19 protein-coding genes and 1 pseudogene are annotated in these 20,854 nt (G+C 68.0%); 13 read left to right on the forward strand and 7 right to left on the reverse strand.

The window, feature by feature from the left end; genetic code table 11:
* Positions 1-101 precede the first annotated feature (101 nt).
* The 5 genes and pseudogenes from AAHH99_RS23565 to AAHH99_RS23585 all read right to left on the reverse strand — a co-directional run bounded on the left by AAHH99_RS23565 (position 102) and on the right by AAHH99_RS23585 (position 4,617).
* Positions 102-248 carry a transposase gene (locus AAHH99_RS23565; protein ID WP_418770881.1) on the reverse strand — a complete coding sequence of 49 codons (147 nt, stop codon included), beginning with the start codon at positions 246-248 and terminating at the stop codon, positions 102-104.
* Positions 249-367: 119 nt separating this feature from the next.
* The gene (locus AAHH99_RS23570; RefSeq protein ID WP_418770882.1) at positions 368-1,831 is read right to left on the reverse strand and encodes a precorrin-2 C(20)-methyltransferase; all 1,464 of its coding nucleotides are present in this window, start codon (positions 1,829-1,831) and stop codon (positions 368-370) included.
* Positions 1,828-2,454 carry a precorrin-8X methylmutase gene (locus tag AAHH99_RS23575; RefSeq protein WP_418770883.1) on the reverse strand — a complete coding sequence of 209 codons (627 nt, stop codon included), beginning with the start codon at positions 2,452-2,454 and terminating at the stop codon, positions 1,828-1,830. Before AAHH99_RS23575 ends, AAHH99_RS23570 begins: the two co-directional genes overlap by 4 nt.
* Positions 2,455-2,463: 9 nt before the next feature.
* Positions 2,464-3,579, reverse strand: coding sequence for a precorrin-3B synthase (gene cobG / locus AAHH99_RS23580; RefSeq protein WP_418770884.1), 1,116 nt, complete (start codon positions 3,577-3,579; stop codon positions 2,464-2,466).
* Positions 3,580-3,697: 118 nt separating this feature from the next.
* Positions 3,698-4,617 (reverse strand): annotated as a pseudogene (locus AAHH99_RS23585) (TauD/TfdA dioxygenase family protein).
* Between the two features lie 153 nt (positions 4,618-4,770).
* Here AAHH99_RS23585 and AAHH99_RS23590 point away from each other — a divergent pair.
* The 8 genes from AAHH99_RS23590 (at position 4,771) to AAHH99_RS23625 (ending at position 14,657) form a co-directional block, all read left to right on the forward strand.
* Entirely contained in the window at positions 4,771-5,418 is a 648-nt protein-coding gene (locus AAHH99_RS23590; RefSeq protein ID WP_418770885.1) for an ABC transporter permease, read from the forward strand.
* Positions 5,415-6,602, forward strand: a complete 1,188-nt coding sequence (locus AAHH99_RS23595) for an ABC transporter ATP-binding protein (protein ID WP_418770886.1) — start codon at positions 5,415-5,417, stop codon at positions 6,600-6,602. Before AAHH99_RS23590 ends, AAHH99_RS23595 begins: the two co-directional genes overlap by 4 nt.
* Complete coding sequence (locus AAHH99_RS23600) at positions 6,599-7,369, forward strand: ABC transporter permease (protein ID WP_418770887.1); 771 nt, start codon at positions 6,599-6,601, stop codon at positions 7,367-7,369. Before AAHH99_RS23595 ends, AAHH99_RS23600 begins: the two co-directional genes overlap by 4 nt.
* A complete protein-coding gene (locus AAHH99_RS23605) occupies positions 7,366-8,331 on the forward strand; it encodes a glycine betaine ABC transporter substrate-binding protein (protein WP_418770888.1) in 966 nt (321 codons plus the stop codon). Before AAHH99_RS23600 ends, AAHH99_RS23605 begins: the two co-directional genes overlap by 4 nt.
* 62 nt (positions 8,332-8,393) lie before the next feature.
* Positions 8,394-9,857 carry a flavin-containing monooxygenase gene (locus tag AAHH99_RS23610; protein ID WP_418770889.1) on the forward strand — a complete coding sequence of 488 codons (1,464 nt, stop codon included), beginning with the start codon at positions 8,394-8,396 and terminating at the stop codon, positions 9,855-9,857.
* 412 nt (positions 9,858-10,269) lie between these two features.
* The gene (gene cobN / locus AAHH99_RS23615; RefSeq protein WP_418770890.1) at positions 10,270-13,866 is read left to right on the forward strand and encodes a cobaltochelatase subunit CobN; all 3,597 of its coding nucleotides are present in this window, start codon (positions 10,270-10,272) and stop codon (positions 13,864-13,866) included.
* A 9-nt stretch (positions 13,867-13,875) separates the two neighbouring features.
* Positions 13,876-14,256: a PPOX class F420-dependent oxidoreductase gene (locus AAHH99_RS23620; RefSeq protein ID WP_418770891.1), complete on the forward strand. Its 381-nt coding sequence runs from the start codon at positions 13,876-13,878 to the stop codon at positions 14,254-14,256.
* 2 nt (positions 14,257-14,258) lie between these two features.
* On the forward strand, positions 14,259-14,657 hold the full coding sequence (locus AAHH99_RS23625) for a PPOX class F420-dependent oxidoreductase (protein ID WP_418770892.1): 399 nt from the start codon (positions 14,259-14,261) through the stop codon (positions 14,655-14,657).
* On the opposite strand, the gene AAHH99_RS23630 is transcribed toward AAHH99_RS23625, so the two are convergent.
* A complete protein-coding gene (locus AAHH99_RS23630; protein ID WP_418770893.1) occupies positions 14,641-15,348 on the reverse strand; it encodes a dienelactone hydrolase family protein in 708 nt (235 codons plus the stop codon). The two genes, AAHH99_RS23625 and AAHH99_RS23630, sit on opposite strands and share 17 nt — an antisense overlap.
* Before the next feature lie 48 nt (positions 15,349-15,396).
* Between AAHH99_RS23630 and AAHH99_RS23635 the strand changes: the two genes are divergently transcribed.
* The 4 genes from AAHH99_RS23635 to AAHH99_RS23650 are packed head-to-tail and all read left to right on the forward strand — an operon-like array spanning position 15,397 to position 19,885.
* Entirely contained in the window at positions 15,397-15,882 is a 486-nt protein-coding gene (locus AAHH99_RS23635) for an FxsA family protein (RefSeq protein WP_418770894.1), read from the forward strand.
* 13 nt (positions 15,883-15,895) lie between these two features.
* On the forward strand, positions 15,896-17,482 hold the full coding sequence (locus AAHH99_RS23640; RefSeq protein WP_418770895.1) for an amidohydrolase: 1,587 nt from the start codon (positions 15,896-15,898) through the stop codon (positions 17,480-17,482).
* The gene (gene lnt, locus AAHH99_RS23645; protein WP_418770896.1) at positions 17,475-19,112 is read left to right on the forward strand and encodes an apolipoprotein N-acyltransferase; all 1,638 of its coding nucleotides are present in this window, start codon (positions 17,475-17,477) and stop codon (positions 19,110-19,112) included. Before AAHH99_RS23640 ends, lnt begins: the two co-directional genes overlap by 8 nt.
* Entirely contained in the window at positions 19,109-19,885 is a 777-nt protein-coding gene (locus tag AAHH99_RS23650) for a polyprenol monophosphomannose synthase (protein ID WP_418770897.1), read from the forward strand. Before lnt ends, AAHH99_RS23650 begins: the two co-directional genes overlap by 4 nt.
* Before the next feature lie 99 nt (positions 19,886-19,984).
* Here the strand turns inward: AAHH99_RS23650 and rbpA are convergent, their stop codons facing one another.
* Positions 19,985-20,320, reverse strand: coding sequence for an RNA polymerase-binding protein RbpA (rbpA, locus tag AAHH99_RS23655; protein ID WP_059102195.1), 336 nt, complete (start codon positions 20,318-20,320; stop codon positions 19,985-19,987).
* Positions 20,321-20,445: 125 nt separating this feature from the next.
* On the opposite strand from rbpA, the gene AAHH99_RS23660 reads away from it, so the two are divergent.
* Positions 20,446-20,787: a hypothetical protein gene (locus AAHH99_RS23660; protein ID WP_418770898.1), complete on the forward strand. Its 342-nt coding sequence runs from the start codon at positions 20,446-20,448 to the stop codon at positions 20,785-20,787.
* Positions 20,788-20,854: the final 67 nt, after the last annotated feature.

The following is a 20,854-nucleotide window of genomic DNA, read 5'->3' on the forward strand; positions in this document are numbered from 1 at the left end:
GCCATGCCTCGGGCGCGGAGGTCAGCGTTGCGCTCGATGAAGGACCGTGAAAACTGCGACAATCCCCACGCGATGCCCATCAAGGCATCACGATATTCGGCTCAGCCCTGGCGCGAGAGGCGTCCACGTCGGTGCAACGTGGCCGACTGATACGAAGCGGGCGCCAAACCTGTTGCCGGGTAGAGATGTTCGACATCGGGGAACCTTTCGATCGGAGGGCTGTGTGCCGCGAACGCCGCCGCACGCACTGCGGCGACACCCGACCACCACTCATGGCCTATCGGCTCCTAACCAGGAACTGGTGCAAGCACCTCTTGAGGCTAGGAGCCCTGAACCGTACAACGGTGACCGCTCGCGGGCGGAGGTCTCAGTCCGGATAGCGGCGCGGGGTGAACACCCGGTCGCCGTCACCGGTGTACCACTGGGTCTGCGAGGAGCCGATGATCAGCAGACAGCGCATGTCGACGTCGCGGGGGTCCAGGTCTGCCAGGCGCACCACTTTGACCTCCTCGCGGGGGCCGGACACGTCGCGGCCGATGACCACCGGGGTGCCGGGATCGCGGTGGGCGAGCAGCAGGTCGCGCATGGCACCAACCTGCCAGGTGCGGGTCTTGGACGCCGGGTTGTAGATCGCCAGCACCAGGTCGGCCGCAGCGGCCGCGGTCAGTCGGGCTTCGATCACGTCCCACGGCTTGAGCCGGTCCGACAGCGAGATCACCGCATAGTCGTGGCCCAGCGGCGCGCCGACCCGGCTGGCGACGGCCTGCGCCGCGGTCATCGCCGGGATCACCCGTACCGACACACCCGGCCACTGCTTGGCCTCCTCGAGCACCGCGGTGGCCATCGCGAAAACCCCGGGGTCGCCGGAGGACACGACCGCGACGGTGCGGCCCTGCTCGGCCAACGTGCACGCGAGTCGGGCGCGGGTGGGTTCGTCGGTGTTGTCGCTGGGATGCTTGCGTTGGCCGGCGCGGTTGCCCACCCGGTCGAGGTAGGGGCCGTAGCCGATGAGGTCGGTGGCCGCGGAGAGTTCACGACGGCATTGCGGGGTCATCCAGTCGGTGCTGCCCGGACCCAGTCCGACCACCGCGACGCTTCCAGTCGGTGCCTCCCGATCGCGTCGGCCCGGCAGCATGGCCAGCGAGAAGTACGGCACAGTCGCGTCGTCGACCTCGCCGGCGCCCAATACCCGCTGCTGCGGCGTGCTGGCCCGTTCGACGTAGAACGCGTCGTCCAACCGACCCGTTGACGAGAGTGCTTCGCGCACAGCCGGATAGGACCGCCCGAGTTTGAGCATCACCGCCGCGTCGGTGTCGGCGAGCCTGCGTCGAAGCTCGTCGGCGGGCAGCGTGCCCGGCAGGATCGTCAACACCTCGTCGCCCTGAACGAGGGGAGTGGCGACAGCCGCCGACGCAGCGCTGACCGACGTCACCCCCGGCACGATGACCGCGTCGAACCGTTCGGTAAGCCGGGTGTGCATGTGCATGTAGGAGCTGTAGAACAGCGGGTCGCCCTCGGCGAGCAGCGCCACGTTGCGGCCGGCCTCCAGGTGGGTGGCGATGCGGTCGGCGGCCTCGCGGTAGAAGTCCTCCATCGCACCGGCGTAGCCGCCGGGGTGGTCGGTGGTCTCGGTGGTGACCGGATAGACCAGGTGCTCCTCGATCTGACCCGGCCGCAGATACGGCTCGGCGATACCGCGCGCGATGCTCTTGCCGTGCCGCGCGCTGTGGTACGCCACGACGTCGGCCTCGCCGATCACCCGTGCCGCCTTCACTGTCACCAGTTCCGGATCACCGGGGCCCAGCCCGACACCCCAGAGCGTGCCCCTCATTCCCGTTCCGTCGCAATCGCGTTCACGGCCGCGGCGGCCATCGCGCTGCCACCGCGACGGCCCGTCACCACCAGAAAGCTCATCCCGCGCGGGCGGTCGATGAGTTCCTGCTTCGATTGCGCCGAGCCGACGAAGCCGACCGGGCCTCCAAGCACCGCCGCGGGAGTCGGGGCGCCCCCGTCGAGAAGCTCGAGCAGCCGGAATAACGCGGTCGGTGCGTTGCCGATCGCCAGCACCGCGCCATCGAGCCGGTCGGCCCACAGGTCGACGGCCGCCGCGGACCTGGTGGTACCGAGGCGCGCGGCGAGGTCGGCGGCGCGCGGGTCGGCCACCAGCGAGACCACCTCGTTGTCGGCGGGCAGCCGCGACCTGGTGATCCCCGCGGCGACCATCGACGAGTCACACAGCACCGGGGCACCGGCGGCCAGCGCGGCGTGGGTCCTGGCGACGACGTCATCGCGGTACGCGACGTGGTCGGCGACGTCGACCTGACCACAGGTATGGATCAACCGCACGACCACCCGGGCGACATCCTCAGGAAACCGCGACAGATCCGCCTCGTCGCGGATCGTCGCAAACGACTGCCGGTAGATCTCCCCGGCGTCGCGGATGTAGTCGAGCACGCGATCACCCTACGGGTGAGCGTCGCGCGTCCGGTATCCGTCTCCGGTCGCCACCAGCACCTCACCGGTGGGCGGGCTTCCGCAGGCCCGGTCGCATCCGACGAAGTGGCGGTGGCCCGCGGCCGGTTGCGCCACCGCGGCGGCGGCGTCGGCGCGGACGTCGGCCAGCGAGTGCTCGCAGCCGGGGCGCCCCGTGCACGCGCTGACCGACAGCCAGGGCGAGTTCTCATCGAACACCAGGCCTAACGGGGCGAGCACGCGCAATGCGACGTCGGCGGCGTCCTCGGCGAGGTCCAAGACCAGCACCGAGCGCCACGGCGTGATCACCATCGGCGCCTCGATCGCGGCCAGAAACTCCGCCGTCCGGGCGGGCAGCACGCCCAGCGGTACCGCCGCACCCAGCGCGATGCGGCCGTCGTGCTGTTCGAGCCAACCGACGGGCGGCCGGGTGACCGCCGGCCACGTCGTACCCGGGTCTACGGACGGCACCAGGCCGCCCAGTAGCCCATCGGTGTCGCTGAGTTCCTTGACGCGCCACGCATTCCCGCGCACGGTAGCAAAGCGTCGGGCGACGTCGACCATCGTCGACACCGCAGTCTGCATCGGCACCCGCACACCGGTGTCGCGCCCGGCCAACAGCAGCGCGGCGTCGGCGACCGCGACGTGCACGCCGACGTCGGGGGCGAGGCCGGATATGTCGCCGCGCCCGTCGTCGATGCCGAACAGGAACCGGCCGGGCAGCGTGGCCAGTTCCGGGTCGGCCTGGATGGCGTCGTCGAGTTCGGTGACCATCGCACGGATGTCGGCAGTTACTCCCACCCGTCCCGACAGCGGTGAGGCGACGATGTTGCGCACGCGCTCGTGCGTCGGCGAGGGGAGCAGTCCGGCCGCGGCCACGGCCTCGGCGACCGACCCGGTGTCGGTGACGCCGCGGATCTGGAGGTTGCCCCTCGACGTGAGCTCCAGCGTGCCCGCACCCCAGTCGGTGGCCGCACGCGCCAGCGCCTGCAACTGCGCTGCGGCGATCACCCCGCCCGGCAGCCGCATCCGCGCCAACGCGCCGTCCGCCGCCCGATGCACCTGCAGCGCACCGGGGCAGGCGTCCTGGTCGCGGGTCCTGGCCACGAGTTCACGGTAGTCCGTGGATGCGGCCCGCAAACACAGCTAGTGCCTGACGCGACCGTGGCGTACCGGGTGCTCCTAGCTTCGGTGGCAGAGACCGCCATGACCGAACCGGCTGTGATCAGCTGGCCAGGGCCGCGGTCTGCCCGCCGGAGACTGCGACTACGGCCGAATATGCCGAAGCGTCACCGCCGATGGCGCGGCTTTGCCGGCCCCAGATGTCGACCGGGACGTCGCCAGCCAAGGTGATGCGGTTGAGCCGGCGGTACTGATTGTCGTAGTCGGCGACGGCGTAGTGCTGGGTGGCGCGGTTATCCCACAGTGCGACGTCGCCGAGTTGCCAGTTCCACCGAATCGTATGCTCCAGCTTCGTGATTCGTGCTGGAAGAGATTGAACAGGGTTGCCGATTCGGTCGATCCGAGCCCGACGAAGTTCTTGACGAAGTGGCCGAGCAGCAGCACCCGCCGACCGGTCTCCGGGTGTACACGGACCACGGGATGTTCAGTCGCATAGTAGTCGGAAACGAATTCATCGCGGTATGACCGCTGTTCGGCGGTGATCGCCGCGCCCGGCTCGTCGTGCAGCGAGGCGTAGTCGTACTGGTTTGTGTGCACGGCCCACAGGTTCTCGGCCAGCGCACGCAACGGCGCCGGAAGACGGTCGTAGGCGGCCTCCGTGGATGCCCATGTCGTCGTGCCGCCGTACGGAGGCAGGGTGATGGCGCGCAGGATGGACGCTTTCGGGATCCGGTCGACGAACGTCACGTCGGTGTGCCAGCTGTTTGCCTTGTCGTAGCGGGAATCGATGGGCAGGAAGCGCTCTCCGAGCGAGGTCACCGTGGGGTGCGCGGCGGTCGGGGTGCCCAACGCCTGCGCGAAGGCGAGCTGACCGTCGTCGTCCAAACCGTGCTGGTCGCGGAAGAAGATCACCTTGTGTTCGAGCAGCGCCGCATTGATCGTCGATGCGGTTCTCGCGTCGACCCCGGCGCTGAGGTCGACGCCTTCGATCCGGGCGCCGATGTGGGCGCCGAGCTTGACCACCCGCAAAGGAAACGGCACGTGGGAACCTCCAGACGATCCGTGAACGTGGTGATCAGGTTGGCCTCAGGACCGTCTGACGACAACCGTTCGACTCAGCGCGAATCGAACAGAACAGGGTGTTTCGGCTCGATCAAGATCGGGTAGCTCACCGCCGTGAGGGCACTGTGGGACTACATCTGGGCCCACCAAGCGCAATTGACGTTCGACTCCTACCAGCACGTCAGCGCGGTCGTCCAGAGTGTGCTCATCGCGACGATCGTCGGTGTGGTGATCGGCGTGCTGACCTACCGCAACCCGGTTGCCGCCAACCTCGCCACCTCCACATCCAGTGTGATCATGACCGTCCCGGCGTTCGCGCTGCTCGGCCTGCTGATCCCGTTGTTCGGGCTCGGCGTGGTTCCCAGCATCACCGCGCTGGTGCTGTACTCACTGCTGCCGATCGTCCGCAACACGATTGTCGGGCTCACCGCGGTGGACCCCGCGCTCACCGACGCGGCGCGGGGCATCGGGATGAGCAGGCTCGACACCCTGGCCCGAGTGGAACTGCGGCTGGTGTGGCCGTCGATTCTGTCGGCCATGCGGATCAGCACGCAGATGTCGATGGGCGTGCTGGCGATCGCCGCATACGTCAAAGGACCGGGGCTGGGGAACCTGATCTTCACCGGGTTGGCGCGGGTGGGCAGCCCGACGGCCGTCCCGATGGCGCTGGCCGGGACGCTGCTCATCGTCATCCTCGCGCTCGCGCTCGATGCGGTGCTCGTACTGATCGGCCGCCTCACCACGTCGAAAGGTCTTCGATGACAGGGCAACTCATACCGGACGACACGACCTCGAACGGCAGCACCGGGGTGCGCATCGTGCTGGACCACGTCTCAAAGGTCTATCCCGGGTCCGACCGCCCCGCGGTGGACGACGTGTCGCTCGAGATCCCCGCAGGCGAGATCGTCGTGTTCGTCGGCCCGTCCGGCTGCGGGAAGACCACGATGATGCGGATGATCAACAGGTTGTCGGAGCCGACGTCGGGCACGATCATGATCGGCGACAGCGACGCGATGTCGATCCGCCCGACCGAACTTCGCCGCTCGATCGGCTACTCCATCCAGCAGGCGGGGCTGTTCCCGCACATGACGATCCGGCAGAACGTGGGCCTGGTGCCCGGGTTGCTGCGCTGGGACCGCAAACGCATCGCCGAGCGGGTCGACGAACTGCTCGACATGGTAGGACTGGAGCCGAGCCAGTACGCCGACAGGTACCCACGCCAACTGTCCGGCGGGCAGCAGCAACGTGTGGGCGTCGCGCGCGCCTTGGCCGCCGACCCTCCGGTGTTGCTGATGGACGAACCCTTCGGCGCGGTCGACCCGATCACCCGCAGCACGCTGCAGGACGAACTGCTGCGGTTGCAGGGCGAACTGCGCAAGACCATCGTCTTCGTCACCCATGACTTCGGTGAGGCGGTCAAGCTCGGCGACCGGATCACCGTGCTGGGCAACCAGTCCAAGGTGCTGCAGTACGACACTCCGCAGAACATCCTGGCCAACCCCGCCGACGACACGGTGGCCGGCTTCGTCGGCTCCGGTGCCTCGTTGCGCCAGCTTGGGCTGACGCGGATCAAGGACGTCGAGCTGCGGCCGCATCCCTCGGTGCGCCAAACGGATTCGATCGACGATGCGCGGGAGGCGTTGGCGGGCAGCGACTTCGACTGGGTCGTTGTGCTCGACGACCGCGACCGGCCGGTCAGCTGGGTCCGGGGCGCCAAGCTCGCGCGCGCCACGACGTTGGCCGATGTCGTCGAACCGCTCGATGTCGTCAGCACACATTCCACGCTCGAGGACGCGCTCGAGGCGATCCTCGCCGACCAGCACGCGTCGGCGGTGGTGGTCGGTGCCGGCAGCCGCTACGAGGGTGTCGTCACCCTGGATACGCTGATCGACACGATCACCTGGCTGCGGGCATCGGCGGAGGCCGACACGGACGGACAGCCATGACCGTGGTCGCGGATTCCGCTCAGTCGTCGGGTGCCAATTCGGGCGAACGCACACGACTGCTCATCCAGCCGGTCCTGGTGCTGATCATCGCTGCCGCCGTGATCTTCTGGGCGTTCAACCGCGACCTGACCGCCACCCAGCAGGAGAACATCAACCCCGGCAACATCGCCACGCTGATCTGGCAGCACCTGTTGATCACGGTGGCTGTCACCGCGATCGTGCTCGCCATCGGTGTTCCGCTGGGTGTGCTGGTCACCCGTCCCGGTGCGAAGCTGTTGCGCCCGTTGTTCATGGGCGTCGCCAACATCGGCCAGGCGGCGCCGGCCATCGGGCTGCTGGTGCTGTTGTTCCTGTGGTCGGGTAGGACAGGGTTCTGGATCGGCGTCCTTCCGATCGCGCTGTACTCACTGCTGCCGGTGCTGGCCAGCACCATCCTCGGCATCAACCAGGTGGACAGGTCGCTGGTGGATGCGGGCCTGGGACAGGGTATGTCGCGACGCTCGGTGTTGACGCGGGTCGAGATGCCGCTGGCGATCCCGTACATTTTGGCCGGACTGCGCACGTCGCTGGTGCTCGCCGTGGGAACCGCGACACTGTCGTTTCTCGTCAACGCCGGCGGACTGGGCATTCTGATCGACACCGGATACAAGTTGCAGGACAACGTGACCCTGACCCTGGGCAGCGTGCTCGCGGTCTGCCTCGCCCTGCTGGTCGACTGGATGGGCGGATTGGCCGAGTTCTACCTCAACCCCAAGGGTCTTCGATGATCCGCCGCTCGGTCGCCGCGCTGGCCTGCCTGCTGCTCGCCGGGTGCGGGCTGGGCGCGGGCAGCACGGTGCCGCTCAAGGTGGGTCCGGGTTCCATCCAGCCGGTCGCCGCACTCGAAGGAGTGCCAATCACGGTGGGCTCCAAGGAATACACCGAACAGGTGATCCTCGGATACATCCTGGAGTTCACGTTGACCGCCGCCGGTGCCGACGTCCGTGACCTCACCGGCATCGTGGGTTCACGCAGCACCCGGGAAGCCCAGCTGTCGGGTCAGGTCGACGTCGCCTACGAGTTCACCGGCAACGCGTGGATCAACTACCTGGGCCACGAGAAGCCGATCCCCGACAGCCGCAGACAGTTCGAAGCCGTCCGCGACGAAGACCTGGCTCGCAACGACATGGTGTGGTTGCCGCCCGCACCGATGGACGACACCTACGCGCTGGCGGCCAGCAGGGCGGTCGTCGAGCGGACCGGTGTGCGCACACTTTCGCAGTACGCCGAGCTGGTCAAACGCGATCCGGCAGCGGCACGCACGTGCGTCGACACCGAGTTCCGGGCCCGCCAGGACGGCTTTCCCGGAATGGCTGCGGCCTACGGGTTCGATCCGGCGCGGGCGCAGACGCCGGTACTGCAGGTCGGGATCATCTACCAGGCAACCGCGGACGGGACGCAGTGCGACTTCGGTGAGGTGTTCACCACCGACGGCCGCATCTCAGCGCTCGACCTCGTGGTACTCGTCGACGACAAGCAGTTCTTCGCCCACTACAACCCGTCGGTGACCATGAAACGCGCGTTCTACGAAGCACATCCGCAGATCGCCGAGGTCACGGCACCGGTGACGGCCGCACTGACCAACGAGGCGATCATGGAGATGAACAAACAGGTCGACGTGGAGGGCCGTGACCCGAGCCAGGCCGCGCGGGACTGGATGGTGGCCGAAGGCTTCGTCACCATGCCCTAGTTGCGATTCCGTCAATAACGCTGCCGGCCGGGCGTACTCTTCCGGTAGCCGAAGGGGGCTCGATGGCAGAGCAACGTGCACTGAGAATCGCGATCGTCGGCGCCGGAATGTCCGGCATATGTATGGGCGTGAAATTGCAGGACGCTGGTCTCGACGACTTCCTCATCTACGAGGCCGCCGACGAGGTCGGCGGAACCTGGCGAGACAACACTTACCCAGGGTTGACCTGCGACGTACCGTCACGCTTCTACTCGTATTCATTCCGGCCCAATCCCGAGTGGTCACACGTGTACTCGCCGGGCAGTGAAATCCAGTCCTACTTTCGGCAGGTCGCGACCGAACGGGGCATCCTGTCGCGCATCAGGTTCGGCACCCCGGTCGAGTCGGCTCGCTACGAGCAGGGGCGGTGGATGGTCACCACCGCTGACGGAGATGAGCGGTTCGACGTGCTCATAACCGCCACCGGTGTGTTGCGAGTACCGCGCTATCCCGCCATCCCGGGATTGCAGACCTTTGCCGGCCCGTGTTTCCACTCGGCCCGCTGGGACCATTCGGTTTCCTTGGCGGGCAAACGGATCGGGTTGATCGGAACAGGCTCTACGGGGGTACAGATCGCAGCCGAACTCGGCGGCAAAGTGCGCGGGCTGACGGTCTTTCAGCGCACTCCGCAGTGGGTTTTTCCGACTCCGAACCCTCGCTACTCGCGGCTCACCACGGTGCTGTTGCGCCGCTGGCCCGCGCTCTGCAGGATCGGGTATCGCTTCTGGCAGAACGTATTCGAGGGGATTCCGGCGCGCGCGGTCGTCGAACCCGGCTGGCAGCGCCGCATCATGGTGACGCTGTGTCGGGTGAATCTGCGGCTGTCGGTGCGAGATCTCGAACTGCGCCGCAAGCTCACGCCCGGCTACCACCCGATGTGTAAGCGTCAGGTATTCGCCGGACATTACTACCGAGCGCTGCAGAAGCCCGGTGTGCAGGTGGTGACGGAGGCGATTGACAACGTCGATGCCACCGGTGTCGTAACCGCGGACGGTGTGCACCACGAATTGGATGTACTCGTCCTGGCGACCGGGTTCGACGCCCATGCCTACGTACACCCGATGACGGTGGTCGGCGAGCGCGGGTTGACACTCGAGGAAGCCTGGGCCGAGGGGCCGCACGCATATCGGTCGGTCGCGGTACCGGGGTTCCCGAACATGTTCATGCTGATCGGACCGCACTCGCCGATCGGAAACCAGTCGCTGGTGATCATCGCCGAAACTCAGGCCGAGTACGTCCTGAGATGGCTCGACCACCTTCGCAGCGGTCAGGTCGTCGCGGTGGAGCCAACGGACAGCGCGACCAAGGAGTACAACGAAGACATCAAAGCCGCTCTACCGCAAACAGTTTGGGTGACCGGATGCAACAGCTGGTATCTCGGCAAGGACGGGCTGCCCGAACTGTTCCCATGGCGTCCGGGCCGGCATCGTGAATTGCTGAGCGGACCCGAGCTCGCCCATTTCGAAGTCCACACCGCCGAAAGGTGATGGCCGTCACACTAGAACCTCTAGTGATCCGTGCCACACAAGTCGGTCTCAAATACCCGCCGACGTCGTAAGTTCCGGGTTACTGCACGCGTGTGCAGTAAGCGTCAGGAAGGAACGATGATGTTCGAACTAATCGTGTTCGGTGCTCTTCTGGTCGTACTCATCGCCGCCCTCGGGTTGCCCTACCCGCAGAGCACCTACGGTCGCTGGAACCGCCGCTAGCCATCCCACCTTGTCTCACCTCATTTGCGCGAGCGCGCGTGTCTGCTGCGCGCCACGCCGCGAAATCCCGGCATTCGTGCACGCTCGCGCTCGCCGACCGTGCCTTAAGTGCGGCTATTTCGCGGCGTGTCGTCGACAGACTCACACGCTCGCGGAAAGCGGTGCTGAGCGCGTGGGGTAGGAATGGTGGGTGGCTCACCCCTCTTTCGACCCGACCGTCCTGCTGCTGTCCACCTCTGACACCGATCTCATCACCGCCCGCTCCAGCGGCGCCAATTACCGGTGGGCCAACCCGTCCCGGCTGGTCGACGGTGAGCTCGGTGAACTGCTGAGCGGCGCGGACGTCGTGGTGGTGCGGATTCTCGGCGGTTACCGCGCCTGGCAGGACGGCATCGATGAGGTGGTGGCCAGCGGCGTGTCCACCGTCGTCGTCAGCGGCGAACAGTCACCCGACGCGGAGTTGATGGGCCACTCGACCACGCCCGCGGGTGTCGCGCTGCAGGCGCACGTCTATCTCGCTCAGGGCGGCGTGACGAACCTGCGTCACCTGCACGCTTTCCTGTGCGACACCCTGCTGATGACCGGCTTCGGGTTCTCGCCGCCGGAGAGCACACCGCTGTGGGGCGTCGTGCCCCGCGACGGTGGCGGCGACGGCCCGACGGTCGCGGTGCTGTACTACCGCGCGCAACATCTCGCGGGCAACACCACCTACGTCGAGGCGCTGTGCGATGCGATCGAAGATGCCGGTGGCCGTGCGCTGCCCGTGTTCTGCGCGTCGCTGCGCACGGCCGACGCGGACCTGCTCGAACTACTCGGGACGGCCGACGCGCTGATCACGACGGTGCTCGCGGCTGGCGGCGCCACCCCGTCGAGCGTGTCGGCCGGCGGTACGGATGACGCGTGGAACGTCGCGCACCTCGCGGCGCTGGACGTTCCGATCCTGCAAGGGTTGTGCCTGACGAGTCCGCGGGCGCAGTGGCAGAACAACGACGACGGGCTCTCACCGCTGGACGTCGCTACCCAGGTCGCCGTGCCGGAGTTCGACGGGCGCATCATCACGGTGCCGTTCTCGTTCAAGGAGATCGACGACGAGGGCCTGACCACCTATGTGCCCGATCGTGAACGGTGCGCCCGGGTCGCCGGGCTGGCGGTCCGGCACGCGCGGCTACGCGCAATCCCGGTGCAGGACAAGCGGATCGCGGTGGTGTTCTCGGCCTACCCGACCAAGCACGCCCGCATCGGCAACGCCGTCGGGCTCGACACGCCGGCCAGTGCGATCGCGCTACTGCGCGCGATGCGCGAGCACGGTTACCGGATCGGCGACGGTGACGGGGCCCTCGACACCATCATCGCCTCCGGTGACGGTGACGCACTCATCCACACCCTGATCGAACGCGGCGGCCAGGACCCCGACTGGCTGACCGAAGGCCAGGTCGAGGGGAACCCGATCCGGGTGTCGGCCAAGGAGTATCGCGACTGGTTCGCCACGCTGCCAGCCGAGCTCACCGACGCGATCGTCGAGCACTGGGGCCCGCCGCCGGGGGAGATGTTCGTCGACCGCAGCGGCGATCCCGACGGTGAGATCGTCATCGCGGCCCTGAAGGCGGGCAACGTCGTGCTGATGGTGCAGCCGCCGCGCGGTTTCGGTGAGAATCCGGTCGCGATCTATCACGATCCGGATCTGCCGCCGAGCCACCACTATCTGGCCGCGTACCGGTGGATCGAGTCGGTGTTCGGCGCCGATGCGGTCGTGCACCTCGGCAAGCACGGCAACCTGGAGTGGCTGCCGGGTAAGACGCTGGGTATGTCGGCGGCCTGCGGATCCGATGCGGCGCTGGGCAACCTGCCACTGATCTACCCGTTCCTGGTCAACGATCCCGGCGAGGGCACCCAGGCCAAGCGTCGCGCCCACGCCACGCTCGTCGACCACCTGATCCCGCCCATGGCGCGCGCCGAAACCTACGGTGACATCGCGCGTTTGGAGCAGCTGCTCGATGAGCACGCGAACGTGTCGGCGCTCGACCCCGGCAAACTGCCGGCGATCCGCCAGCAGATCTGGACGCTGATGCGCGCCGCGAAGATGGACCACGACCTCGGTCTCGAGGAAAGGCCCGAAGAGGACTCGTTTGACGACATGCTGCTGCACGTCGACGGCTGGCTCTGCGAGATCAAGGACGTGCAGATCCGCGACGGCCTGCACATCCTCGGCCAAACGCCAAGCGGCGAAGACGAACTGGACCTGGTGCTCGCGGTGCTGCGGGCGCGTCAGCTGTTCGGCGGGGAGCAGACGGTGCCGGGCCTTCGCCAGGCGCTTGGCCTCGCCGAGGACGGCAACGACGAACGCGCCGCCGTCGACGAAGCCGAAGGACAAGCCCGGAGACTGGTGGCTGCGTTGCAGGATTCGGGGTGGAACCCCGAGTTGGTCGACACGCTGACCGACAACGCGGACGTCGCCGCGGTGCTCCGGTTCGCCGCCACCGAAGTGGTGCCGCGGCTCGCGGGCACGGCGGAGGAGATCACCCAGATCCTTCGGGCCCTCGACGGGTGCTTCATCGCCGCCGGTCCGTCGGGATCGCCGCTGCGGGGGCTGGTCAACGTGCTGCCCACCGGGCGGAACTTCTATTCGGTCGACCCCAAGGCGGTGCCGTCTCGGCTGGCGTGGGAAACCGGTGTGGCGATGGCCAATTCGTTGCTCGAGCGGTACCGCGAGGACTACGGCGACTGGCCGCGCTCCGTTGGCCTGTCGGTGTGGGGCACATCGGCCATGCGCACCTCCGGTGACGACATCGCGGAGGTGCTCGCCCTCCTGGGTGTGCGCCCCGTGTGGGACGAGGCGTCGCGGCGAGTGGTCGATCTCGAACCGATCGCGCTGGCCGACCTCGGACGGCCTCGCATCGACGTCACCGTGCGCATCTCCGGGTTCTTCCGGGACGCCTTCCCGCACGTCGTCACGATGCTCGACGACGCCGTGGCGCTCGTCGCCGGTCTCGACGAACCGGCCGAGGACAACTACGTCCGCGCGCACGCCCAGGCCGACCTGACCGAGCACGGTGACGAGCGTCGCTCCACCACAAGGATTTTCGGTTCGAAGCCGGGCACATACGGTGCCGGGCTGCTGCAGCTGATCGACAGCCGCAACTGGCGCGACGACGCCGACCTCGCCGAGGTGTACACGGCGTGGGGCGGATTCGCCTACGGCCGCGGTCTGGACGGCGCGCCGGCCGCCGACGACATGAGCCGGCAGTACCGCCGAATCGCGGTGGCGGCCAAGAACACCGACACCCGCGAACACGACATCGCCGACTCCGACGACTACTTCCAGTACCACGGCGGCATGATCGCCACCGTTCGTGCGCTGACCGGTAAGGACCCCGCCGCATACATCGGCGACAACACCCGCCCCGATGCCGTGCGAACCCGCACCCTGTCCGAAGAGACCACCCGGGTGTTCCGCGCCCGCGTGGTCAACCCGCGCTGGATCAACGCGATGCGCAGGCACGGTTACAAGGGTGCGTTCGAGATGGCCGCCACGGTCGACTACCTGTTCGGCTACGACGCCACAGCAGGCGTGATGGCCGACTGGATGTACGAGCGGCTGTCGGCGGAATACGTGCTCGACGACGAGAACCGCAAATTCATGACCGAGTCCAATCCGTGGGCTTTGCACGGTATGGCCGAACGGCTGCTGGAGGCCGCCGACCGCGGAATGTGGGCGGCCCCGGAGCAGGCGACGCTCGACGGTTTGCGCAAGGTGCTGCTCGAGACCGAAGGCGACCTGGAGGGCTAGGTTGGGGAGGTGACTGCCACCTTCGCCGATGTCGCCAAGTCCGAGTACATCCTGCTGACCACGTTCACCAAGGACGGCAGACCCAAGCCGACACCGATCTGGGCGGTTCCCGAGGGCGACGGGCTGATCGCCATCACGCAGGAGTCCTCGTGGAAGGTCAAGCGGATCCGCAACACCCCGCGGGTGACCATCGCGCCGTGCGACATGCGCGGCAACCCCAAGGGGGAGGCGGTCGAAGCCGTCGCCGCGGTTCTCGACAAGTCCGCCAACGGCGCGACCTACGACGCGATCGGCAAGCGCTACGGCCTGCTGGGCAAGACCTTCAACGTTTTCTCCAAGCTGCGCGGGGGGATGAAGAACAACGTGACCATCGAGATCAAGCCGGGCTGACCATGGCCGACACCTTCGACGACGTCGCCCGCTCGAAGTACATCCTGCTGACCACGTTCACCAAGGACGGCAGGCCCAAGCCCACCCCGATCTGGGGAGCCCCCGAGGATGACAAACTGCTCGTCATCACCGACGACGGATCGTGGAAGACCAAGCGCATCAACAACACCCCGCGGGTGACGATCCAGAAGTCGACGGCGCTCGGCAAGCCGAAAGGCAACCCGGTCGAAGCGGTCGCCCGGGTGCTGCCCAAAGAAGAGACCCGCCGCGTCTTCGACAAGGTCACCCGGCGCTACTGGTGGCATGCGTGGTGGTGGATCCCGCAGGCGCTCATCCGTGGCGGCATCGACAAGATCCACATCGGCATCGAGATCAGGCCCGCTGTCAGCCCCGCGGGGTAGCCGCCAGGTGTTCGCCGAAGAACGCGAACACCCGCGCCCAGGCGTCGCCTGCCGCCGCCTCGTCGTAGCCGAAACCGGTGATCCGCAACAGCGGCTGCCCTGGCAGCTTGTTCGCGAAGCTGTGCCCGGCATCCGGATACACCTTGATGTCTGCCGGAATCTGCTTGTCCGCGACGACTTTTCGCAGCCGATCTGCCGCACCGATGCCGATCGGGTCGCGGCGGCCGAAGCTGGCGACGATCGGGCACGCTCCGGTCAGCGTCTCGTCGAGACGGCGGGGCAGCGGGGTGCCGTAGAACGGCGCCGACGCGCCGAAACCCTGCGGCGACATCACCAGCGCGAACTGCCCACCCATGCAGAACCCGGCGATACCGACGGCACCCGTGCACTCGGAAAGGCCCAGGACATGGTCGCGGGCGGCGAGGATGTCGTCGAGCGCGCGACCCCGCTTGCTGAGCAGTTCACGGAACACCCGGGTGATACATCGGGCCCGACCACCGCGCGAGTACAGGTCGGGAGTGATCGCGATGTAGCCCGCCTCGGCGATGCGCGCCGATATCGCCTCGTTGTCCGGCCCGTAGCCGATCGCGTCGTGCACGACCACGATCGCCGGCCACGGGCCCTCGCCGGCCGGCGTCGAGAGCAACGCGTCGATGGGACCGCCCGGCGTATCGATCTTGATCGTGGCCACACCCGCCAATCTACGGAACCCTCGCGGCCGTCCGGACGTTTACCACGTATGGCGATGCGGCTGTTTGTCCTCTATGTGGTCATCGAAACCGCGGTCGTGGTAGCGCTGGTGTCGACGATCGGCATCGGCTGGACGCTACTGCTGCTGCTCACGACGTTCGTGCTGGGTTTCGCGCTGGCCGGATCGCAGATCAGGCGTCACATCGGCCGGTTGCGCTCGGGCCTGACCCCGGCGAGCCTGCACGGTACCGCCGCCGACAGCGTCCTCGTCGCGCTCGGAACGGTGCTCGTCGTGATACCGGGGCTGGCCAGTTCGGTGGCCGGGGCGCTGCTCCTGCTGCCACCGACGCGGGCCGCGGGGCGCCCGTTGCTCACCGCGCTCGCCGCCCGCCGGGCGCCGCTGATCACCGCGGGAATGGCCGGGTGGGGAGCGGCCACCAAGCGGGATGACTACATCGACGGCGAGGTCGTCGACGTGGTCGACGTCGAACCGCCCGCCGTGGAGCGCCCGCGCCCCGCCACCGACGGGCTGTGAGAACCTCCCCTAGGTGACGACCCTTCTGGTAAACGGGCGGGTGCACAGCCCCGCCATGCCCGACGCCACGGCGCTGGCCGTGCGCGACGGTGTGATCGCATGGTTGGGCAGTGACGACGTCGGTCGTAGCCAGTTTCCCGAGGCGCAGGTCATCGAGCTCGAGGGTGCCTTCGTCGCACCCGCCTTCGTCGACTGTCACATCCATCTCACGGCCACCGGGCTTACGTTCTCCGGGCTCGACCTGCGGCCGGCCGCCTCGCTCCAGCACTGCTTGAAACTGCTCGCAGACCACGCCCGCAGCCACCCCGACGGCCCGATCTGGGCGCACGGCTGGGACGAATCGGACTGGTCCGACCGAACCCCGCCCAGTACCGATGACATCGACGCCGTCGTGGGGGACCGACCGGCCTACCTCGCCAGGGTCGACGTGCACTCGGCCGCCGCCTCCACCGCGCTACGCGCGCTGTGTCCGGGCCTGGTCGACGCGACCGGATACGACCCGCAGCGACCGCTGACCAGCGACGCTCACCACCTGGCCCGCGCCGCCGCCCGGATTGGAGTGACCGCCCGACAGCGCGACAAAGCCCGTACCGCCGCGCTCAACGCAGTCGCAGCGCACGGCATCGTCGCAGTGCACGAATGCGCAGGCCCCGACATCGGCGGCCTGGACGACTGGGATGAGATCCGCGCCCTCGACCACGGCGTCGAGGTCGTCGGCTATTGGGGTGAGGCGGTCACCACGGCTGACCAGGCGCGCGCACTGATCGAACGCACCGGCGCCCGCGGCCTGGCGGGCGACCTCTTCGTCGACGGGGCGGTGGGCTCTCGCACCGCCTGGCTGCAGCAGCCCTACACCGACGCGCCCGGCTGTGTCGGAAACACCTACCTCGACCCCGACGCCATCGCGGCCCACCTGCAGGCGTGCACCGAGGCGGGCATCACGGCCGGCTTCCACGTGATCGGCGACGCCGCCGTCACCGCAGTCGTCGACGCGTTCGAGTCCGTCGTCGCATCCTCGGGCGCCCCCGCGGTCGCCCGGTGCGGCCACCGACTCGAACATCTGGAGATGGTCACCTCAGAACAGGCGCACAAGCTCGGCGCCTGGGGCGTCCTCGCCAGCATGCAACCGAATTTCGATGCGCTCTGGGGCGGCGACACCGGCATGTACGCCCAGCGTCTCGGGGCGCAGCGAGCCAGATCGCTGAACCCGTTCGCGCTGTTAGCATCCCAAGGCGTGCCTCTCGCCTTCGGCTCGGACAGCCCCGTCACCGGGATAGACCCCTGGGCGACCCTGCGCGCGGCGACGCGACACCAGACGCCGGGCAGTGCACTCTCGGCGCGCGCGGCGTTCGCAGCACTCACCCGAGGTGCGTGGCGCGCCGCAGGCGTACGAGACGGATTGGCGGGCACCCTCGTTCCCGGTGCACCGGCATCGTACGCGATCTGGCAGGCCGACGAACTCGAGGTGAGCGCGCCCGCCGACGCGGTGCAACGGTGGTCCACAGACCGGCGGTCACGGGTACCGCCGCTGCCGCGACTCGACGCCCCGTCACCCCGCTGTCGGCAGACGGTCCATCGAGGTGTCGTCATCCATGGTTGAGAGTTCCTCGAGAACAGGGCGATTCGGCCAAGCCCTGGTGGACCGGTTGCCGCAACTGGGCGTGGCGATCGTCGCCGGGGTACTTCTGTGTCTGAGCTTTCCGCCCTTCGGATGGTGGTATCTGGGCTTCCTAGCGTTCGCACTGCTGGCGTGGGTGCTGACACGCGAGACCACCACGGTGCGAGGCGGATTCGGCTACGGCTTCCTGTTCGGGGCGGCGTTCTACCTGCCGCTGCTGCCGTGGGTCGGGGCGTTCGTCGGGCCCTTCCCATGGATCGGACTGTCACTCGCCGAGGCGGTGTTCCCGGCGCTGTTCGGCGCGTCCGCGGTGGTGGTTCGGCGGCTACCGGGCTGGCCGCTGTGGTTCGCCGGGTTGTGGGCGGCGCAGGAGTGGCTCAAGTCGACGGTGCCGTTCGGTGGATTCCCCTGGGGCGTCGTCGCGTACGGCCAGACGGAGAGCCCGCTGCGCTCGATCGCCCAACTCGGCGGGGCGCCGCTGCTGTCTTTCGGGGTCGTACTCGTCGGGTTCAGCTTGGCGGCAATGGTTTTTGAGGTGATCCAGTGGTGGCGCCGCAACGACGCGCAGGCCACACCACCGGCCGTGGTGGTGCCCGGCCTGTGTATCAGCGCCGTGCTGCTCGCCACCGCCCTGACATGGCCGCACGTGCGCCAGTCCGGCCTCGGCGCCGGTGACGAGCACTCGGTCACCGTCGCCGTCGTCCAGGGCAATGTGCCCCGGCTCGGATTGGACTTCAACGCCCAGCGTCGTGCCGTGCTCGACAACCACGTCCGCGAGACGTTGCGCCTGGCCGAGGACGTGAGGGCGGGGCGGGCGGCGCGGCCGATGTTCGTCGTCTGGCCCGAGAACTCCTCCGACATCGATCCACTGGCCAACCCCGACGCCCACGAGCTGATCTCCTCGGCCGCCGCGGCCATCGACGCACCGATTCTCGTCGGCGCGGTGGTCGAGGCTCCCGGCGCCACGGCCGAGGAGCCGACCACGACGAACTCGGTGATCGTGTGGAACCCGGAGAGCGGACCCGGCGAGCGCCACGACAAGCAGATCGTGCAGCCCTTCGGCGAGTACCTGCCGTGGCGCGGGTTCTTCCGCAACTTCTCCGAGTACGCCGACCGCGCCGGATACTTCGTGCCGGGTGACGGAACCGGGGTCGTGCACCCCGCCGGCGTGCCGGTGGGGGTGACCACCTGCTGGGAGGTGATCTTCGACCGTGCGCCGCGCGAGTCGGTGCGCAACGGCGCGCAACTGCTGGTCGTGCCGTCCAACAACGCGACGTTCACCGAGTCCATGAGCGAACAGCAACTCGCGTTCGCCCGGCTGCGTGCGGTCGAACACGACCGCTATGTGGTCGTGGCGGGAACGACGGGGATCAGCGCGATCATCTCGCCGGACGGCCGTGAGCTGGCTCGCACCGCGTTCTACGAACCCGCCTACCTCGACTCCGCCGTGCGGCTGAAAACCCAGCTCACAGCCGCGACGCGGTTCGGGCCGCTGGTGGAGGGGCTACTCATCGCCCTCGGCGTGGGCAGCCTGATCGTCGCGATGCTGCACAATGAAGGCTTTGTGCGTCGCCGCGTGGGCGGCCGCACCACAGACAGAGGAGCCACATGACGACGGGCCGGGACCCGGGGGAGCGACCCAGCCAACGCGCGCTGGTCATCATTCCCACCTATAACGAGCGGGAGAACCTGCCGCTGATCGTCGAGCGCGTCCAGAAGGCGCTGCCCGACATCCACCTCCTGATCGTCGACGACGGCAGCCCCGACGGCACCGGCAGGCTCGCCGACGAACTCGCCCTCGCGGAGCCCGACCGCATCCACGTCATGCACCGCAATGCCAAGGGTGGGCTCGGCGCGGCGTACCTGGCCGGTTTCGCCTGGGGGCTGAGCCGCGAGTACTCCGTGCTGGTCGAGATGGACGCCGACGGCAGTCACCCACCCGAGCAGTTATACCGGTTGCTCGACGCCATCGACGGCGGTGCCGACCTGGTCATAGGCTCGCGCTACGTGCCCGGCGGAGAGGTCCGCAACTGGCCGCGGCGGCGCCTGCTGCTGTCGCGTACCGCCAACGGTTATTCGCGGATTCTGCTCGGCGTCGATATCCATGACATCACCGCCGGTTACCGCGCCTACCGACGCGAAGTGCTGGAGAAGATCGACCTGAGCGCGGTCGACTCCAAGGGGTATTGCTTCCAGATCGACCTGACCTGGCGCACGATCAACAACGGTTTCGTCGTCGTGGAAGTGCCCATCACCTTCACCGAACGCGAGTTCGGTCAGTCCAAGATGAGTGGATCCAACATCCGCGAGGCCCTGTTCAAGGTCGCGGAGTGGGGTCTGCGCGGCCGCATTGACCGCGGCCGAGGAGCCCGCGTCACGCGCTGATCCTCAACCCGCTGATCCTCGCAACCCGCGAGCGGCCGCGTTTGCACCGCGACACGCCGTGCTTTCGTGGCACGGACCGGTCACTCGCCGAGGGCGGGGTCAGCCGCGGCGGCGGGCCTTGATGATGTCGAGCCGCTCCTTGAGCAACTCCTCGAGCTCCTCGACCGACCGGCGCTCGAGCAGCATGTCCCAGTGCGTGCGCGGCGGCTTGGTCTTCTTCGGCTCGGGTGCGTCACCCTCGATCAGGGTGCCTTCCATGCCGTTGCGGCACAGCCAGGTGTGTGGAATCTCGGCGTCGTCGGCGAACGGGACGTCGAACTCTTCACCGTTGTCGGTGCGGTACCGCGCCACCTGACGCGGCGCCAAGTCGTGGTTGCGGTCGGTCTCGTAGCTCACGGCTCCGAGGCGACTTCCCCTCAAGACGCGATCAGCCATCGTCAAACACTCCTAGATCAGCGCGTTATTGTCCGAATCATCAACGCCGCAGCATGCTGTGAAGTTCCCGACTCGACCCACCATGATACCGGGAAACCGCTGACCGTCGGTTTACAGTCTGGCCTGTGACAACCGGGATCAAAAGGCGCCTCCGCCCTGCGGCGTGCCGCTGGTGCGGTCGTGAGGTCGGCGATGCGGGGCTGGGCAGGCGGCGGCAGTACTGCAGGCAGTCGTGCCGCCAACGCGCGTACGAGCAGCGCAGCGTGATCAAGGGCACGTCGCTGGCGCCCGACGCCGTCATCCTCACCCCAGACGAGGCCGCCGAGCTCTCCGACCGCATCTACCAGGTTCGATGCGCGGCCGAGGACGTCGCGACGGCGGTTGAGGAAGGCGCCGACGCGGCCGAATTGCGGCAACTGTGCGACGCGTTGATGACGTCGGCCAAGGCGGCCGACGGCTGGCGCTGACCGGCGGGGTGCGACGGCGCCGACGTCGACGGCGGCGCGCGGAATGGGTGGTCTGAGGCCCAATTCG

It is taken from the genome of Mycobacterium neumannii (genome assembly GCF_048452905.1).
Taxonomy (GTDB): Bacteria; Actinomycetota; Actinomycetes; order Mycobacteriales; family Mycobacteriaceae; genus Mycobacterium; species Mycobacterium neumannii_B.

Excerpts from the sequence above, each read along its gene's own strand:
- AAHH99_RS23600 (WP_418770887.1), top strand. The coding sequence starts at position 6,599 with ATGACCGTGGTCGCGGATTCCGCTCAGTCGTCGGGTGCCAATTCGGGC.
- AAHH99_RS23595 (WP_418770886.1), top strand. The coding sequence starts at position 5,415 with ATGACAGGGCAACTCATACCGGACGACACGACCTCGAACGGCAGCACC.
- AAHH99_RS23610 (WP_418770889.1), top strand. The coding sequence starts at position 8,394 with ATGGCAGAGCAACGTGCACTGAGAATCGCGATCGTCGGCGCCGGAATG.
- AAHH99_RS23605 (WP_418770888.1), top strand. The coding sequence starts at position 7,366 with ATGATCCGCCGCTCGGTCGCCGCGCTGGCCTGCCTGCTGCTCGCCGGG.
- AAHH99_RS23650 (WP_418770897.1), top strand. The coding sequence starts at position 19,109 with ATGACGACGGGCCGGGACCCGGGGGAGCGACCCAGCCAACGCGCGCTG.
- rbpA (WP_059102195.1), bottom strand. The coding sequence starts at position 20,320 with ATGGCTGATCGCGTCTTGAGGGGAAGTCGCCTCGGAGCCGTGAGCTAC.
- AAHH99_RS23570 (WP_418770882.1), bottom strand. The coding sequence starts at position 1,831 with ATGAGGGGCACGCTCTGGGGTGTCGGGCTGGGCCCCGGTGATCCGGAA.
- AAHH99_RS23625 (WP_418770892.1), top strand. The coding sequence starts at position 14,259 with ATGGCCGACACCTTCGACGACGTCGCCCGCTCGAAGTACATCCTGCTG.
- lnt (WP_418770896.1), top strand. The coding sequence starts at position 17,475 with ATGGTTGAGAGTTCCTCGAGAACAGGGCGATTCGGCCAAGCCCTGGTG.
- AAHH99_RS23635 (WP_418770894.1), top strand. The coding sequence starts at position 15,397 with ATGGCGATGCGGCTGTTTGTCCTCTATGTGGTCATCGAAACCGCGGTC.